Source organism: Vibrio sp. PNB23_22_6, assembly GCF_052877535.1.
In genome coordinates, this window is record NZ_JBNFXP010000006.1 from 176077 (window position 1) to 193283 (window position 17207).

General features: G+C 44.4%; 16 protein-coding genes and 2 pseudogenes. 9 read left to right on the forward strand and 9 right to left on the reverse strand.

What is annotated here, in order from left to right; genetic code table 11:
• Positions 1 to 14 precede the first annotated feature (14 nt).
• A complete protein-coding gene (locus ACVA54_RS07575) occupies positions 15 to 629 on the reverse strand; it encodes an HAD family hydrolase (protein ID WP_446649499.1) in 615 nt (204 codons plus the stop codon).
• A 124-nt stretch (positions 630 to 753) separates the two neighbouring features.
• Here ACVA54_RS07575 and ACVA54_RS07580 point away from each other — a divergent pair, with 124 nt between their 5' ends.
• Positions 754 to 1749, forward strand: coding sequence for a S66 family peptidase (locus ACVA54_RS07580; RefSeq protein WP_446649500.1), 996 nt, complete (start codon positions 754 to 756; stop codon positions 1747 to 1749).
• A gap of 27 nt (positions 1750 to 1776) precedes the next feature.
• On the opposite strand, the gene ACVA54_RS07585 is transcribed toward ACVA54_RS07580, so the two are convergent.
• The 3 genes and pseudogenes from ACVA54_RS07585 to elbB all read right to left on the reverse strand — a co-directional run bounded on the left by ACVA54_RS07585 (position 1777) and on the right by elbB (position 5127).
• Entirely contained in the window at positions 1777 to 2853 is a 1077-nt protein-coding gene (locus ACVA54_RS07585; protein ID WP_446579418.1) for a PQQ-dependent sugar dehydrogenase, read from the reverse strand.
• Between the two features lie 142 nt (positions 2854 to 2995).
• Positions 2996 to 4143: pseudogene (gene yiaY / locus ACVA54_RS07590) on the reverse strand (L-threonine dehydrogenase).
• A gap of 333 nt (positions 4144 to 4476) precedes the next feature.
• Positions 4477 to 5127, reverse strand: coding sequence for an isoprenoid biosynthesis glyoxalase ElbB (elbB, locus tag ACVA54_RS07595; RefSeq protein WP_099079023.1), 651 nt, complete (start codon positions 5125 to 5127; stop codon positions 4477 to 4479).
• Positions 5128 to 5414: 287 nt separating this feature from the next.
• Here elbB and yddG point away from each other — a divergent pair, with 287 nt between their 5' ends.
• Positions 5415 to 6350 carry an aromatic amino acid DMT transporter YddG gene (gene yddG, locus ACVA54_RS07600; protein ID WP_099079022.1) on the forward strand — a complete coding sequence of 312 codons (936 nt, stop codon included), beginning with the start codon at positions 5415 to 5417 and terminating at the stop codon, positions 6348 to 6350.
• Positions 6351 to 6502: 152 nt separating this feature from the next.
• Here the strand turns inward: yddG and ACVA54_RS07605 are convergent, their stop codons facing one another.
• Both ACVA54_RS07605 and ACVA54_RS07610 read right to left on the reverse strand, forming a co-directional pair.
• Positions 6503 to 7396: a cation diffusion facilitator family transporter gene (locus ACVA54_RS07605; RefSeq protein WP_119464416.1), complete on the reverse strand. Its 894-nt coding sequence runs from the start codon at positions 7394 to 7396 to the stop codon at positions 6503 to 6505.
• Positions 7397 to 7571: 175 nt separating this feature from the next.
• Entirely contained in the window at positions 7572 to 8450 is an 879-nt protein-coding gene (locus ACVA54_RS07610) for a LysR family transcriptional regulator (protein WP_099079020.1), read from the reverse strand.
• Positions 8451 to 8621: 171 nt separating this feature from the next.
• Here ACVA54_RS07610 and ACVA54_RS07615 point away from each other — a divergent pair, with 171 nt between their 5' ends.
• Positions 8622 to 9197, forward strand: coding sequence for a class I SAM-dependent DNA methyltransferase (locus tag ACVA54_RS07615; protein WP_172438102.1), 576 nt, complete (start codon positions 8622 to 8624; stop codon positions 9195 to 9197).
• Between the two features lie 57 nt (positions 9198 to 9254).
• Here ACVA54_RS07615 and ACVA54_RS07620 read toward each other — a convergent pair whose 3' ends face one another.
• The gene (locus ACVA54_RS07620; protein WP_119464417.1) at positions 9255 to 11225 is read right to left on the reverse strand and encodes an acetoacetate--CoA ligase; all 1971 of its coding nucleotides are present in this window, start codon (positions 11223 to 11225) and stop codon (positions 9255 to 9257) included.
• Between the two features lie 221 nt (positions 11226 to 11446).
• Between ACVA54_RS07620 and phhA the strand changes: the two genes are divergently transcribed.
• Together phhA and ACVA54_RS07630 are read left to right on the forward strand one after the other, a co-directional pair.
• Entirely contained in the window at positions 11447 to 12241 is a 795-nt protein-coding gene (phhA, locus tag ACVA54_RS07625; protein WP_099079017.1) for a phenylalanine 4-monooxygenase, read from the forward strand.
• Positions 12231 to 12569, forward strand: a complete 339-nt coding sequence (locus tag ACVA54_RS07630; protein ID WP_446649501.1) for a 4a-hydroxytetrahydrobiopterin dehydratase — start codon at positions 12231 to 12233, stop codon at positions 12567 to 12569. The genes phhA and ACVA54_RS07630 overlap by 11 nt, the downstream gene beginning before the upstream one ends.
• A gap of 107 nt (positions 12570 to 12676) precedes the next feature.
• On the opposite strand, the gene ACVA54_RS07635 is transcribed toward ACVA54_RS07630, so the two are convergent.
• Positions 12677 to 14446, reverse strand: coding sequence for a choice-of-anchor I family protein (locus ACVA54_RS07635; protein ID WP_446649502.1), 1770 nt, complete (start codon positions 14444 to 14446; stop codon positions 12677 to 12679).
• A 208-nt stretch (positions 14447 to 14654) separates the two neighbouring features.
• Here ACVA54_RS07635 and ACVA54_RS07640 point away from each other — a divergent pair, with 208 nt between their 5' ends.
• A complete protein-coding gene (locus ACVA54_RS07640) occupies positions 14655 to 14999 on the forward strand; it encodes a HopJ type III effector protein (protein WP_446649503.1) in 345 nt (114 codons plus the stop codon).
• A 75-nt stretch (positions 15000 to 15074) separates the two neighbouring features.
• On the opposite strand, the gene ACVA54_RS07645 is transcribed toward ACVA54_RS07640, so the two are convergent.
• Positions 15075 to 15383 carry a cysteine-rich CWC family protein gene (locus tag ACVA54_RS07645; RefSeq protein WP_446649504.1) on the reverse strand — a complete coding sequence of 103 codons (309 nt, stop codon included), beginning with the start codon at positions 15381 to 15383 and terminating at the stop codon, positions 15075 to 15077.
• Between the two features lie 168 nt (positions 15384 to 15551).
• Between ACVA54_RS07645 and ACVA54_RS07650 the strand changes: the two are divergent.
• The 3 genes and pseudogenes from ACVA54_RS07650 (at position 15552) to ACVA54_RS07660 (ending at position 16613) form a co-directional block, all read left to right on the forward strand.
• Positions 15552 to 16107: pseudogene (locus ACVA54_RS07650) on the forward strand (DUF3313 family protein).
• Positions 16108 to 16110: 3 nt separating this feature from the next.
• Complete coding sequence (locus ACVA54_RS07655) at positions 16111 to 16326, forward strand: DUF3820 family protein (protein WP_119463758.1); 216 nt, start codon at positions 16111 to 16113, stop codon at positions 16324 to 16326.
• A gap of 41 nt (positions 16327 to 16367) precedes the next feature.
• Positions 16368 to 16613 (forward strand): hypothetical protein, encoded by a 246-nt coding sequence (locus ACVA54_RS07660; RefSeq protein ID WP_119463759.1) that lies wholly within the window; start codon positions 16368 to 16370, stop codon positions 16611 to 16613.
• Positions 16614 to 17207 lie beyond the last annotated feature (594 nt).

The window sequence follows — 17207 nt, forward strand, 5'->3', positions numbered from 1 at the left end:
TAGTGCTCTTTTTTTCATGTTATCTGTAAAGATTCAAAGCAGGCGAGTAAGTCGCTCAATTCATTAAATGCGATGGAAGCAGAATCATTGAATGTTACGTCATCCCCATGATGAATGAGGCAAGAGGGCATTTGTGCGTTATAGGCTACTTGTAGATCATATAAATAGTCACCGACATAAAGAAACTCATGAGGAAGTAAGCGCCACTCTTTCGCCAACATTTGCAGTGATAATGGATCGGGCTTAGGTGGAAAACACTCACGCGTAATAACCCGTTCCACAGCGATTTGATTGTGTTCTAATTTTCGCTGTGTTGCGATTTGACAGTTACGCGTGACGATGGCGGTTTTGATTTTGTTTCGATGTAAGTGTGCTAACAGCTCATGACAGCCAAGCATCGGGGAAGACAGCTTCGCGTCAGAAACCTCATAATCAAATATCACATTATGAGCATGCTCACGATGGTGAGGATGCTCGAGAGCATCGATAAAATCCAACAAGTCTTCGCTTTGTGGGCAACCGAGTTGGCGACGTAACTCACCGAAGTTCATGCCGGAGCTCACCAAGGTGTTATCTAAATCAAACACAACGGCTTTAATTTTGTCGAGCTGTAAAGGGAATGGAATCATAATGACCTCGTACAACGTGACCGAACTATCGTTTTAAAAAACAAAGGGTTATTGTTAAGTTTAGATTATTCTGGTTAGATTGTACGAAAATAAATCAACCATGTATCACAAAACAAGGACGCGCATGATCATTCCTAAACGATTACAAAAAGGCGACACCATCGGCTTTTTCTCGCCATCCTCTCCAGCCACGGTATTTGCTCCAACTCGTTTTGAGCGTGCCAAAGCGTACGTGGAATCCCATGGTTACCAGCTAAAAGCAGGCAGCTTAACGGGCAAAACTGACCAATATCGCTCGGGTTCGATTCAAGAGCGAGTAGAAGAATTGAATGCGCTGATTCGTGATCCCGAAGTGCGCTGTATTATGTCGACCATTGGTGGTTATAACAGTAACTCATTGCTACCTTACATTGATTACGAGGCGCTGAAGAAAGATCCAAAGATCATTGTTGGCTATTCGGATGTCACAGCTTTACTCATGGGCATTTATGCACAAACCGGCATCGTTACTTTCTATGGTCCTGCTTTGGTGGCATCTCTGGGTGAATTCCCGCCATTGGTGGACGAGACCTTTGCTTCGTTTGAGGCGATTGTGAATACGTTAGATGGCTTGGAGCATCAATACACAATGCCTCAAGGGTGGACAGATGAATGGATAGAGTGGGGCGAGCAAGACCGCGCAAAGCAAACCTTGCAAAACCAATGGCACTTTAAAGGCGAAGGCAAGATCACTGGGCGTTTGATTGGCGGAAACCTCAATACCATGAAAGGCATCTGGGCAAGCAAGTTTATGCCGATTATCGAACACGGTGATATTTTGCTGGTGGAAGATTGCTTGCAGGGTATTGAAACGGTCGAACGATCTTTTGCGCTGCTTAAGCTTTCCGGTGTGTTTGATAAAGTCATTGCGGTTGTTCTTGGCAAGCATGAAAAGTTCAACGATAAAGGCACAGGGCGTGCACCCATAGACGTGTTGCTAGAAGTACTTAACGGTCAACCACTACCGATCTTGTATGACTTTGATAGCTGCCATACTCACCCAATGCTCACCGTTCCATTGGGCTCGACCATGACGCTCGATTTTGACAATGAAACGGTGGCAGTGAGTTTAAAGAGCTAGCTTTTTTGACTAGTTCGTCAGAGAAAACTATTTCTCCTCAAGACGAAAGATTTTGCCGCTGTCGGTAGAAAAGTAGATATAACCATCGGGGCTGATGGTTATATCTCTTACTCGCTCACCGAGATTCTCCATCAATCTTTTTGATTCGGTGAGCTTGCCATTCTCAATAGAAACCACGTTGATGTGCGCCAGCTTCAAGGCTCCGGCGAGGATTTTCCCGTCCAACTCAGGGTACTTATCGCCACGGTACAAAATCATGTTACTTGGTGCGATAGAAGGGATGTAAACCAGCTTGGGATCTTCCATTCCTGGTAACGACTTAGCTTCCCCGACGTCCAACGGACCCCAATATTCTTTACCATGAGAGACTTTTGCCCAGCCGTAGTTCGCGCCTTTCTTGATTAGATTAATCTCATCGCCGCCGCGTGGTCCATGCTCAATCGACCACAGCTGTTTGGTCGCCTCGTCGTAAAACAGCCCTTGAGGGTTTCTATGTCCGTAGCTCCAAATCTCAGGTCGCGCTTCGGAAGGTTTGAAAGGATTGTCTTGCGGAACCGAACCATCAAGGTTGAGACGAAGAATACTGCCTGCATGGGTTTGAGTGTCTTGCCCATTATCACGTTCGCCACGGTCACCGATTGAGAAGTAAACTTTGTCGTCAATAAATGAAATTCGACTGCCATAGTGGCGACCTGTGTCGGTGATGGCATCAGCAACAAAGAGATCTCTCCAACCCACAAGCTGATTGTTTTGCAATTGCGCCGTCGCTAACGCCACCGTATTGCCTTTACTCGTGCGCTTGCTGTAGGTAAAGAACAGTTGCGGGTTTTGCGTATCGGCATTCGGTGCGAGCGCGACATCCAATAAGCCGGCTTGTCCACTGGTGTTCACATCGGGGATGTTAAACAGCTTTTGAGGTTTGCCTGTGGTGATATCCAGCAACGAAACCGTACCGTTCTTTTCATTGACGATAACGCGATGGTTATCTAAGAACTCGATCCCCCAAGGGATCTGAAACCCATTCGCCACTTCGTTGGCGCGGTATTCGGCAGCGTTGGCAGAAAAGGATAAACAAGCGAGTAGGGCAGCAGCAATCGTTCTCATGGTTCCTTCCAATATGAATCGTATTAATGTTTAAAAGCTAACATTAAAAGGCGATGTTTGGCAGGGTATGTGAACATAAAAAATCCCCGATACGATATCGGGGATTGAATTAAGGCAATAGAGAATGATTTACTCAGTTAGATTACATCGCTTCTTCGAAGATCTTAGAGATTTCTTCGTGCGTTGCTTGTTTAGGGTTAGTGAAACCACAAGCGTCTTTCAGGGCGTTGTCTGCGAGTGTTGGTATGTCCTCTAGTTTCGCACCAAGCTCTTTGATACCTGCAGGGATACCAACTTCTTTCGCTAGTGTAACGATAGCGTCGATTGCTGCCGCTGCACCTGCTTCAGCAGACATGCCTTCTACGTTTACGCCCATTGCTTTTGCTACATCACGTAGACGTTCAGGGCATACTTGCGCGTTGTAACGCTGTACGTGAGGTAGAAGAATCGCGTTACAAACACCGTGTGGAAGGTCGTAGAAACCACCTAGCTGGTGCGCCATTGCGTGTACGTAACCTAGAGATGCGTTGTTGAATGCCATGCCCGCCATGAACTGTGCGTATGCCATTTGCTCACGAGCTTCTAGATCTTCACCGTTTTTCACTGCTGTGCGTAGGTGCGCTTGGATAAGTTCAATCGCTTTGATTGCTACCGCGTCAGTGATTGGTGTCGCGGCGATAGATACGTATGCTTCAACAGCGTGCGTTAGTGCGTCCATGCCGGTTGCTGCAGTTAGTGAAGCAGGTTTAGCAAGCATTAGCTCAGGATCGTTAACTGAGATAAGCGGCGTTGTGTGCTTATCAACGATAGCCATCTTGATGTGACGTTCTTCGTCAGTAATGATGCAGAAACGGGTCATTTCAGACGCTGTCCCCGCAGTCGTGTTGATTGCGATAAGTGGCAGCATTGGTTTTGCAGACTGGTCAACGCCTTCGTAGTCTCCGATTTGTCCGCCGTTAGAAGCAACAAGCGCGATACCTTTCGCGCAGTCGTGTGGTGAGCCGTCACCTAGAGATATAACAAAGTCACATTCGTTAGCCGTAAGAAGTGCTAAGCCATCGTTAACGTTGCTAATAGTAGGGTTTGGTTGAGTGCCGTCGAACACAACGGTTGCTACGTCGCGTTCGGTGAGTAGATCTTGAACCTGCTTTACGACACCGATTTGGTAAGAATCTTATCCGTAACAATCAGACCTTTTTTAAAGCCTTGAGATTGGATGCTGTCAGTTGCGTCTTTTAAACAACCAGCGCCCATTAGGTTTACAGTAGGGATAAAGAATGCACTTGTCATATTGGATTGCTCCATCGTTATTTTTAATAATCTTTCTTAATCTGTCATTCACTCTGCATACTCTGCTCTTGTTTTTGTTTGATCTAAAACAAGTTTAACCGTTTAGAGGTCACTTTAGGCAGGAAAGTGTAATGACAGTCTTATTGCACAATGAGTTGGTGCAACACCTACTTAACGTAGCGAAAATTTCCCATTTATCACGCAAAAAATTGGCAAAAATAACAAGATTCGTACGGTTTACACCTCAATTAGACTAAAGTATAAGAAAGCCCCATTAATAGGTTATCTATCAACGGGGATGCGTTTGACACTTTATAAGCAAACGTTTTCTATTTAGGCGATTTCGACTAACTTATTAACCAGTTTTTCGATGCCTGAAGCAGCTTGTAAGATATTTTCCGCTAACATATAGGCTGGCGTAGAAAGTACATTGTGTTTTTCATCGAAATGGATCTCATCCACCAGACAACTCACATGCTCGCCACCCATATAATCAAATGCCGCTGCTGTGGCTTCATCGCTACCAATTGTGCCTTGCACTCCTTGGCCGTAAATCATAGGGATAATGGTCGGTGCAATACACAAGTAGCCAGCGGGTTTGCCTGCTTGTGCAAAAGCGCGACACGCTTGTGCTACGTGTGTGTTGATTGAACATTCCGCACCAGAAACGGCAAAGTCGGTTAGATTTTTCGCTGCACCAAAGCCGCCAGGTAGAAGTAGGGCATCGAACTCATCGACATTAAGTTTTGCAACATCATTAATGTTGCCGCGTGCGATACGTGCGGATTCCACTAACACATTACGTGTTTCATTCATCTCTTCACCCGTTAAGTGGTTGATTACATGAAGTTGGTTAATGTTAGGAGCAAAACAGTGCCAGGTTGCCCCTGCTTTCTCAATGGCATACAACGCCAATACAGTTTCGTGGATTTCAGAGCCGTCATAGACGCCTGAACCACTCAAAATAACCGCAACTTTTTTCATGATTGAATCCTTTACTCTGAACGTTCCTTTGGTTGTTTATTACTGTCTAGACTCTGTGCTTCCGAATTCGTTTCAACGTTTACACTTTCGTCATCTTCTTCATAGTAGTGCACAACAAAGGGTGTCAGCATGACACTCGAAGGTAAAAAATGTTTCATATCGACTCCAACCACTTAATAGAAATATTTTTATACCGATTTTGGAAAAAGAGTACGTTGAAGCGGATCATTTTTGAGTTAAGCTGCACTTTCCTTTGGCATTCATGAGCAGTAGGTCACATAGATAACATGCAATCCTATCAGTTTCGTTTCACTCTTTATGGTTGTATCGCCATTCTCTCTTGGAGCTGTTTACTGGGCATCGCAAGGTTGGTGACAGAAAGTTTGGGACCCGTAGGGGGATCAGCGATGCTGTACTCGCTAAGCGCTGTTTTTCTGTTGATTGTCGTTGGCATTCCAAAACTGTCGAATTTCTCACCCAAGTATTTAGTTCTGGGTGGAGCGATGTTTGTCAGCTACGAGATCTTGCTTGCGCTGGCATTGGGATACTCTAACTCTCGCTCACAAGCGATTGAAGTCGCTATTGTTAATTATCTCTGGCCGGCGCTGACAGTGTTGTTTGCTGTGCTGGCGAGTAATAAAAAGCCAAACTGGTTATTGTATCCAGCGGTAACCTTGGCGTTTATTGGAGTAGCTTGGACAGTCAGTGGTGATAATGGTTTATCTCCAAAGCAATTAGTGGCCAATATTAGTAGCAATCCGCTAGTGTATATTATGGCGTTTACTGGGGCGATAATTTGGGCTGTGTATTGCAACCTGACTCAAAGACAACAATCGAAGCACAACGCGATCACTTTATTCTTTATCGCGACAGCGGTATCTTTGTGGATCAAATATGCCTTTACTGATGAGTCGCCAATGGTATTCAGTTGGGAGGCGATGGGGTACTTGTTGGCGTCTGCGGTTTTGATGGCTGGTGGTTATGGTCTTTGGAATATCGCGATTGTTGGCGGCAATATGGTGTTTTTTGCAACGCTGTCTTACTTTACACCGATTTTTTCTGCTCTGTTTTCTTCTATTATTCTTGGTGTCACGCTAAGCCCTAGTTTCTGGCTGGGTGCTGTAATGGTAACGGTTGGTTCGCTGACGTGTTGGTTAGTTACTAAAGAGAAGCGCGAGATCGCTGGGCAAGTTACTAGCAGAAGGACGGGGAGATCAAGTTAGCAGCGAATAGCTCTCCCCCTTGTTCGCCGCATTTACATGCGAGGTAACTTCAGTCAATAAAGGGGGGGGGAGGCGAGTTCACTTATCGAAGAAATGAAAAACTCCCGATAAAGGAGTTTTTACTGTTAGTTCCAATGTCTCAATTCGATGCTCTAATATGCAACGTTCAATTGTAACTGTAGTTTAAATCGATGCTTAGATAAACGCTTTGTCAGTTGTTTACGAGTGTGTTCTAGTGTGTCTAGCTCTAGCATGTTGTCATCTACGTGGACATCAACATTCACGCGTAACTCCTGACCAACTTTTGTCACACCTGCCAGTTTCAACTGGTGCTCGGTTACTCTTTCAATTTCGAAAACGTCTTTTCCTACACTTTGACAAAGCTCTTTATTTGGTGACATCATTAACAGTTCACGTAGCGCTCCAACTAACATATCAAACGGTACCTTCAAGAAGTAGAAGCCCATAAGTAACATCATCATCGGGTCAGCATACACTGCGTAATGTGCGTATGGCGTTAGTGATAATAACCATGCAACGACAAAGCCTGCGGTTACGGCTACGCTCAATAGCGTGTCCATTTGCCATTGCTTTTTCTCAGCTTCGATTAGACCTGATGACACGCGACGACTTTTCTTCGTCATAAACCACCATGCATAACCACAACCAACCACATTTACAATACCGAAGATGGTCGCGATAGAAGCATTGACCTCACGACCACCGGACATTAAGGCTGTTAGTGCTGAAAACAATGAGAAGGCTACAACAATCAAAATTACGGCTGCTTTGATCGAGATAACGATTGGTTCTAGTACAGCTTTACCGAAAGGAAAAATAGACTTTGATGGCTTGCTGATGTAGTACGAGGCTGCCAGTGACAATAAAGTTAACAGCAGGCTGACCAGAGAATACACACCGTCAAATACAATGACAATAGACCCAACAAGCAAGCCAAGTACTATCCCTCCAATCGCAAACCCTGACGCTAAAAGGGCTGAGAAGGTTAAGATACGGTTTTCTTTTTTGCTTGTCCTGTCACACATAATCGATGCCTTTAGTTTTTAAACCGTGACATTCTTTCCGGTGCGAGTAATTTAAGCAAATAGAAACTGTGTGACATTTAGATGATGAATTGCTATTTTGTTATTATTTTCTTTTTTATCAAAGGTTTACGCTTGATTTTTGCTGTCAAATAATTTGACGCTCACTGTGGCGTGTTTAGAAGTCGAATAAATATTCGCTTAATTTATCAGCCAGCCAACTCATTGCAGGGTGCTCGGTTTGGCCGTTTGGAACGAACATGCAGTAATCCTCCTGGGTCAAACCGTAAGTGTGTTTGATCACCGCTAGTTTCTGGTTTCGCAAGTAGTGTCGGATCAAAGGTTCAGGCAAGACTCCCCATGCATCTTCTTCCAAAATAGTATTGAGCATGTAATCGAAGCTAGAGAAGCCGATGTATCGGGTAGAAAACGGTTGCAGTTCTGGGTTGTCTTTCTCGCTCAAATACACCATCAAAGCTTGCATTTGGTTGCGCAAGTCCTCATCGGTGACACGACGCATTTTACTTAAACGATGATCAAAGCTGCACACTGACATCATACGAATTTTACCCAGTGGGTTATAGACAATGTGTGGGTCGTCAACGCGTTCGTAATCGACGCCAAAAGCAAAATCAACTTGCTGGGTGCTCACCAAGTTTGCCAAATCACCACTAGAAGCCAAAATGAGGTTAAAGGTAGTCGAAGGAAAGCGATTATTGAGTGTATGGGAAAGTTCTTGCCAAAGTTCATCGGGTAGGGAGTCATCGCGTGCGACCCAAATTTCGGCGTTAAAGCCATCTGAAACGAGATCGCACGTTTTCCTGATGCGCTGTGCCGTCACAAGTAAGCTTTCACAGTCTTTATAGATGGCTTTACCAGCTTCTGACAGCATTAACTGGTTGCCGGTTCGATTAAATAACTCGACATCAAGATCTTTCTCTAACGCTTTGATGGACATACTAAGTTTGGTTCGATTGCAGTCTAATTGACGCGCTGCCTCAGAGACGGATCCGCACTCGGCAATGGTACAAAAGGCTTCAACTTGAGTTAAGTTCATGATTAAAAGGAACCTTAAAAGAAATGGCGACAACGAAAAACATTCTGGAATGGATGCCCTATGCCTAGAAAGATTATCGAAAAAAACACTGAACTGCCAGATAAGTCTATGGTGTTTTAACGTTTTTCGGGTAATCTATGGGGGTTACAAGAAGTGAACATGGAGGCCAAGATGGCACAAGATTGGGATGGCTTAGCAAAGCGGTGGGAATCAAACCCAGCAACAGAACAATTTGCTCAGTCGGTGTTTGCACAGTTACAACAACTTACTCAGCTTGATGGCATTAAAGTATTGGACTTTGGATGTGGGACGGGACAACTAAGCCAGTTATTGTCTCCGTTCGTGAAAGATATCGTGGCGCTAGACGCATCGGAAGCGATGATCGAAGAGCTTGATAAAAAAGTGCTGCTTAATGTAGAGCCAGTGGTTGATGCATTGAGTCGTGGTTTGGTCGCTCAACATCCAGCATTTCGTGGGCAATTTGATCTTGTTGTTGCATCATCTGTGTTGACATTTGTAGATGACGTTGAAACGTCTCTCGAGATCTCGCGCTCATTGTTAAATAAAGATGGCTATTTCGTTCACTTTGATTGGGTGGCACAGTCATCCAAAGAAGGCTTCACGCTAGCGAAATCAGAAAGTGCACTGCTTACCGCAGGTTTTAATGACGTAGAATCTAAAAAGGTGTTTGAAATCACTTCTGAAGGCGAAACGATGTCGGTATTAATGGGCGTAGGCCGCCGTTAATTTCCGTTAAAGTACATGAGAGAAGCGAGCTTAATAGCTCGCTTTTTTGTTATTGTCTTAGCTAGAGACGACTGTTTTTATCTCGTCCAACACTCCTGGATTAGCGATTGCTCCTATGTTCTCGACCGAGTGCCCGTTGACGACTTGTTTGACGGCGAGTTCAACTAACTTACCAGAGTGAGTTTTCGGAATGTCACTGATGGCAAAGATTTGGCTTGGTACGTGTCTTGGAGAGCACGAGGCTTTAAGAGTCGCTTTTATGTGTGCAATAAGCTCATCCGTTAGCGTCATATCTTGAGTCAGTTGAACAAATAACCATATCTGCTCGTTTCTGTTTACCTCTTTTCCAACGGCAATAGAATCAAGAATGCCTTCAATCGCATTCACCTGTTGATAGATCTCAGCCGTGCCAATTCTGACACCGCCGGGATTGAGAGTAGTATCACTACGACCATAAAAGATATACCCACCGTTACTGCTTTTTTTCACGTCGTCCCCATGATGCCAAATATTATCGAACTTATCCCAGTAAGCATGGTGGTAGCGCTCTCCGGTGTCGTTCCAGAACCCGGCGGGGAAGTTAGGCAGTGAATTGGCGCAAACCAATTCACCACGTTGATTGGTGACGTTTTTCCCTTGGTCGTCACATACTCTCACGTCAACGCCGAGTCCGGCACTTTGGCATTCACCTCGATAGACAGGAGAAATAGGGTTACCTAATACAAAACAGCCACATATATCAGTACCACCGGAAATCGATGCTAAGTGGAGGTCTTTTCTAATGTGCTTGTAGACGTAATCAAATTGCTCTGGGTAAAGAACAGATCCTGTGGAGCAAAGCGTTTTGAGGGCCGGAAGCGAGAATTGTTGAATAGGAGACAGTTTCGCTTTCTCAATGGCTTCTAGATATTTAGCGGAAGTACCAAAGAGCGACACATCGGCACGTTCTGCCAAGTCCCAAAGGACATTATTGCTCGGATAAACTGGATTCCCATCGTAGATAACTAAACATGCACCGCTAGCGAGAGTGGAAACATGCCAATTCCACATCATCCAGCCGCAGGTCGTGTAATAAAATACACGGTCATTGGGTTGAATATCACAGTGAAGTTGATGCTCTTTTAGGTGGTTAAGCATTGTCCCTCCAACAGAATGGACAATGCATTTTGGTTTTCCTGTCGTACCAGAGGAGTACAGAATAAATAGTGGATCGTTGAAGGGGATGCGGTCAAAAGTGAGTGGCTCTGGTGTGTATTGATTTAACAGACTTTGCCAATCCTGAGTGCAAACATCACATTCAAACACGTGCGGTTTTAGATACCCAATTTGGCACACCTGCTTTATTCCGGGAAGGTGATCAGCAATGTATTGGTTCTTTTCTGACATATCAAAAGTTTTGCCACTGAACGTATAACCATCACAAGTAAATAGTACTTTAGGCCTTACCTGACCAAAGCGTTCGATGACACTTTCTATGCCAAAATCTGGAGAAGTTGATGTCCATGCTGCCCCTAAGCTGGTGGTGGCAAGCATGGCAATAATGGTTTGTGGCATATGCGGCAGATAACCAGCCACCACATCCCCTCGCTCAATACCGCACTCTTTCAACCATTGCTGGATGCTTGAAACTTCCTCACACACCTGTTGCCATGTGTAGGTTTGGTTGTGACCGCGTTCATTTTCGAACCAAATCGCCAGATCATCAGCTTGTTGAACTGCCAAGCTCAGCAGGTTTTCTGCGTAGTTAATTTTTGCTTGGGGGAACCACACCGTATCTCGGTTCGGCATTGGCATTTGCCAACGGCTTTCTCCTTGCATTTTTACTGTTTCACCTTGCGTGCCGATTAAGTCGCAAAATTGCCACACCTCTTGCCAGAAATGTTCGTGATGTTCTAAAGACCATTGGTGCAAATCAGGATAGTCTTTAAGCTCGAATCCTTGTCGATTTATATGCTCGATGAATTGCGTGATATTGGCTTGTTCGATTCGATCTTGCGTCGGCTTCCAGACTCTATTGCTCTCGTGCATAGCACCCTCTGTAACAACGTTTTAACAGTTTCAGTCTGGAGTGAATATCCTATAAAGTCAAACCGAGTGGAGAATATTACTTATCAGTTAAATCATTACCTTACATATAAATGTAAAGATAATGTTACGGGCGGATTGGCGAAGGAAAGCGCTTGCGGAATTGGAAGCTAAACCGAGTATGGATAGGCTTAAGGTGAAAGAACATTTAAGTGGGGTGTGCGATGACTCAGTATCATTCGAAACCAACGAACCAGGATGGCCGAGTGGAATGGAGCCGCGAAGAAGATGCTATCTGGCGTGATTTGGTTTCTCGTCAGATGAGTGTGATCGAGGGGCGTGCGTGTGCTGCTTACTTACATGGGTTGAAGCTACTTGATTTGCCTAAGGATCGTGTCCCTCAACTTTCTGAAATTAACCAGGTATTGATGGAAACGACTGGCTGGCAAGTAGAGCCTGTTCCGGCATTGATTAACTTTGATCGCTTTTTCAATTTACTTAGTAATAAACATTTTCCGGTTGCTACTTTCCTGCGAACTCGTGAGGAATTTGATTATTTACAAGAGCCAGATTTCTTTCACGAAATTTTTGGTCATTGTGCCATGCTTACCAACCCGGATTTTGCCGTTTTCACTGAACATTATGGCCAACTAGGGCAAGCTGCGACACCCAAGCAGCGAGCGTACCTTGCGCGCCTGTACTGGTTTACTGTTGAATTTGGTTTAGTAAAAGAAGGGAATCAAACTAAGATTTACGGTGGCGGTATCCTTTCATCTCCGGGAGAAACCATCTATTCATTGGGCAGTGATGCTGCGATTCGTGATGAGTTTGACCTGCAAACGGTTTTAAGAACGCCTTATCGCATCGACATCATGCAGCCGAAATATTATGTGATTGACGATCTGTCACAGCTTTTCCAAATTAGTCAGCTTAATTTATTAAAACAAGCCGATCTTGCTATTGAAGCTGGATTGCTTCCACCACTTTTTGAACCAAAGGAATCTGCTCATGTTGAATAAACAAAAATGCGAAGCTTGTAGTCACGATGCTATTGCACTCAGTAAAGATGAACAACAGTCTCTACTGCTGCAATTGTCCGATTGGCAGATCATGGAAAGAGAGGATATTCCACAATTAGAAAAGGTCTACAAATTTAAGAACTTCAAGCAAGCGTGGGCATTTAGTAACAAAATTGCAGAATTGGCGGAAGATGAATGTCATCACCCTTCGATTTTATTGGAGTGGGGCAAAGTGACCGTAACATGGTGGAGTCATTCAATTAAAGGGTTGCACAAGAATGACTTTATCTGCGCATCGAAATGTGATGTTTTATCTATTGCAGAATAATAGATGACGAGTAAAGAGTAGAAATACCGTTGACCTAGACTCTACCAAAAGCGCTCGGTTTAAGTCCGGGCGCTTTCTTATAAAAGTCTTGTCCTGAAAGATGATCACTAAAGCTCTATTCGGAATACTGACGTGGTACCTGAAACTTCATTACCTACAGCAATAAAGTGTTGCCCGTTGCGAGCAAAGTAGTTGACCGATTCTGGCGCTAAATCGCCCGCTTTAGGATTGTAGATATCATTCTTACAGTCACCGTCTTCCACTTGGGAACAAACAGGTTGATTGTAATCACGACGGTTGACGTAATGCAGAAACTGCGCTTGTTTTGGATTGGTGATGTCATAAATCATGATTCCGCCTTGGCGTTCTAACCCGATAAACGCGTAGTGACGGCCGTTGATGTACGCCACCTCAATCGCTTCTGGCTCGATGCCTTTATCGTCACTGCGATCATCACCACTGTCGTTGCTATCGTTGGTGCTGTTGAAGTTCTTGCCTTCGTTCATTAACGCGATTGTCGCGAAGTCATCACCGCTGTCGAAAACCAACTCACCGTTCTCATCCCAAACCGAAAATGAACGCGCGCCAAACGCTTGCACGTTGTCTTGTGCAGTGAGCACTTGTTCTGGTTTAATCACCTTTAGACGCGCGAGTTGTTTGTTGTCTTTTAGCGCTCCTGCTAATGGGTGATCGGCTGCTACTTTTAGCTTTTTACCACGAACTTCGTCCACATGACTTAAACACGTGCCTTGCTGCGATGTGTACTTATCGGTGCCAAGATAGTCGTCGTCATGCCATTTAAAGCCAGCTTGGTCACACTGCGCTTGAGTCGTTTTGAAACCATACTCACGACCGTCACCTTCGTTGGCAGAGAGTATGTAGGTTTTGCCATTTACAGAATAGCTATCGAGCGTATCTGGCATGTACAGACCAACCAGCTGAGGATAGCTCTTAAAATTACCAATGATTTTGTCTTTGTTCGACGCATCCAACTTTGCGTCTGACCAAGATTTTTCACCTAGACCCACAATCTTTTCAACGGATTTCGTTTTCGGATTTACGATGGCCATGGCGTTGTTCTCTTGTAGGGCAACGTAAATCTTCCCGTTGGCAGCAAAGGTGAGGTATTCCGGCTCTAGATCCTGCGCTACTGTCGCGTTTGGAGCAGAGAGTCGTACATCTGAAGGCAGTTCAGGTTTACGTGCACCATCAAACTCGCTAAAACCAATTTGTGTTACTTGCGCTTTGGTCACCCCTTGGCTTAAGTCGATAAGCGTGATACTGCCTTCTGGGTCAACACTGTAATCGCCATTGGGTTCACCTTCGTTTGCGGTCGCGATGTATTTGCCGTCTTTTGAGAAACCAACCATGTCTGGTAGTGCGCCAGTAGGGAAGGTGGTGATCAGTGACAAGTCGTTCGATCGGTACAAGCCGACAATGCCATTTGCTTGCTTATTGCTGTTTTCGATCGCGACAGCCACCAAACCATTGAATACGGCAACGCTGTTTGCAGCACCAATGTCAATGCCAGCCGCTTCACCTGCGCTGTTTAGCTCGATGAATGCGGTTTGTGTTGGCGCTCCTGCTTCATCCATAGAAAGTACATCAACACGTTTTGCTTGTGCATTCACCACGTAAAGTTTGTCTGTACAGGCGTCATACTGAACAATTTCTGCTGCCGATGTATCGAATGGTGCGTCAGCAATCGACGTTCCCATAAAGGTCAAACCCTGAATGGATGACGCTCCAATAACAGGGGTTACCGTTGCTTTACATTGAGTAGAGAATGATGAGCTGGCGTCTTCAGGTTGGGATGAACATGCGATGGCAAGTGAAGATAATGCCAACACGCCTATTGCCTTAAATGGGGTGGTCATGATATTTCCTTATTAAGCGGATACAATGTCGCTCAATGGACCTAAATTAGATATCTATTCATTCATTAAGATATTGAAGAACGGAACATTGATTGACGTATAAGGCTCTGAATATATTTATGATTTATGACTCTTATATGGGCTTTTTATGAAACAAATATGTCAGTTTTTTACTTAAGACCATTTAGGACACTAGGAAGTAGGATTAATGGAACTGAAAGATTTTTTGGATGCACTAGCGACATCACCAGAAACTGTTGAATTTGAAACGACGATGGCCGCGATTGAGGCGAACTACGAGTTTTTGCCGACGGCTTTCACCAATGGTGAAACGCGGAATAATGCAGGTGAGAACAATGGGTCGTGCAAGATCTTCGCTTTTGGTCAACTCAACAACTTAAGCAAAGACATGACGCTAGCTTGTTTTGGTCGTTTCTATCGAGAAGATGTATTGGCACATCCAGAGAACAACGATCATCAGAATATTCGCAATTTCATGGTGACAGGGTGGGATGGTGTGAAGTTTGAATCCCCGGCGCTAGAGCTGAAATAGTTTGCAGAAGCAAACGTAATTTCAACGATGAGCCAGTCAAATACCAATCACAGTTTGTTATTACGATTGGTATCATTAAGCGACTGGCTTTTTCTCCAGACATTTACGACACAAGCAAAGCTGCCTAGCTTCTGGCTTTGGTAAATCTCTGGTTTCAATATCAAAACACCAACACGTCTCTTTTCCCGCCGCAATATCACAATGCGCATTCGTGCCACACTCAGGGCAAGTGTGAGTCGAGTCATTGCCGACAAGCTGTTCGATGATCGCGTCTCTTTGCGCGTCGGATTTCTCTTTCCATTGCACGACTTCTTCTATGGTTCTGTGGCAACCGGAACAGATTCCGCCATTATTTTTACAGGCTGCGCGACAAGGTGACTTCATTATTTTCTCGTTATTTCTCCATTGATCGGCGTACCTTAGCACGAAATGGCGTTGTATAAAGCGGAATACTTGATTCGAAAACATTACTTTAGTGAATGAATTCTGGTTAATGTCATATGGAATATCAAACTGTATATTCAAGGTTTGAGGAGTCGGTATGTTGAAGTTATTAATGAAATGTGTATCTGTCAGTTTGTTGGGGGGGGGGTAGTCGATTGTGCTAATGGTCCTATTGTGAGTGGCAGAAAATTCACTTCTTATAAGGAATTTCGCGTGGTTCAGAAGGTGGTGTGGACCTAATTTAGGCGCGAGTTGGGTTGCGTGATGCGACTCGATTGAAAAACAAACTGGATGAATACGATAGTGTGGTTATCGACTAACCGGGAGAGAAAACATTGCGTTTAAGTATTGCAATCAACAATGTGGAAACGCCAAACCCGTATTCGCTGTCACTTCGAGCATTCAGCCTGTCGGCTTAGGGACTTCTACCATCTCGAAAACCACCACAGGTGTGCACACCAATGTAGGTTCAGCAACGGTTGAGTTACTGGTTAGCGACGCCCAAAACGATACTTATCTTTTTGCCGCAATAGACCGTCAAGCGGGAAACAAAGACTTCTCGACCTTGATTGATTCTTTAGACGATGCCAAAGATGCAACAAACTGGTGGGTCGATCGCTTGGGTGTTATTCTTAGCCAAGATTTATCCCGACAGACACCGTAGTTAATGTTAGAAAAAGAAAACTTATTAAAACTCGCTCGTATACAAATGCCGTTTGGCAAGTACTCAGGACGTGTGCTGATTGATTTACCAGAAGAATACTTACTCTGGTTCGATAAGAAGGGTTTCCCAGAAGGGGAGCTAGGTGATTTGTTGAAGCTTTGCCTTGCACTGAAAATTGAAGGTTTAGACAGTGTGGTTAAACCTTTAAAGCGAATGTAACCTGCCACAGAAACTCCCCATTTTAAATTAAAAGACTTATTATGAATTTTGATATCGATGCACTGAAACACCACCAATTGGTCGAAGATGGTCAACTAGAGGGGTGGTACATTCATCAGCCTGCTCAAGGTAGTCAGCAAGGTGACAACGCTGTTTTGGCAGAACGCCAAGCGTTGGAAAAGATGGGGTATAAGGTAGTGCAAGTTAAAGCGAAAGGCAGGACAACAACGTTTGCCGAGGCGATGCAAGAACTAGCGAAGAAGACGGGTCATCAGCTTAAGGAGTAAGCGAGTGTAACCTGCCACCGCCCTATAAGTTCTTCCACGATACCATGTGTTCTCATTCAAAAGAGTCAGACCGTTAGGCTGACTCTTTTTTGCCCTTTTGTTTGTTATTTCATCAATTCTGTAGTGATGGAATAACATTACATGTATTCATAGCTGACGACTGAGGAGCGACGCCAGAAAACGCCTCTTTCGCATAGAATGCCCTTCAAATAAGGTAGAGGACTGCATTGTTATGCGCTTAGGGTGGAAGTGATAACTCGCAAGGCGGCAAAGTATTGAGCGGAGCAAGCAAATTCAGCTCTAACCCAAAGTGCGTGAACAAGCGAACTGGAGGGTAACTAATACTCATTGTTGGCTATGCCAAATATGAATTTCTGAAAACCATGTTAGGTAGTGTCTATTTTCTTTATTGTGTATTCATCGATTGGGATTGTGGCTTCAGGGTTGAGGCAACAGTAATTAAATGAGCAACAAAAATGAAAATATTAAAAATATGTCTATATACTGCAATGGCGATTTGTAACCCTCCCTGGATTAGTGGCACTCTAACTTAGAGTTTTTCCTATTCTCACACCTTGCTAAATACTCCCAGGG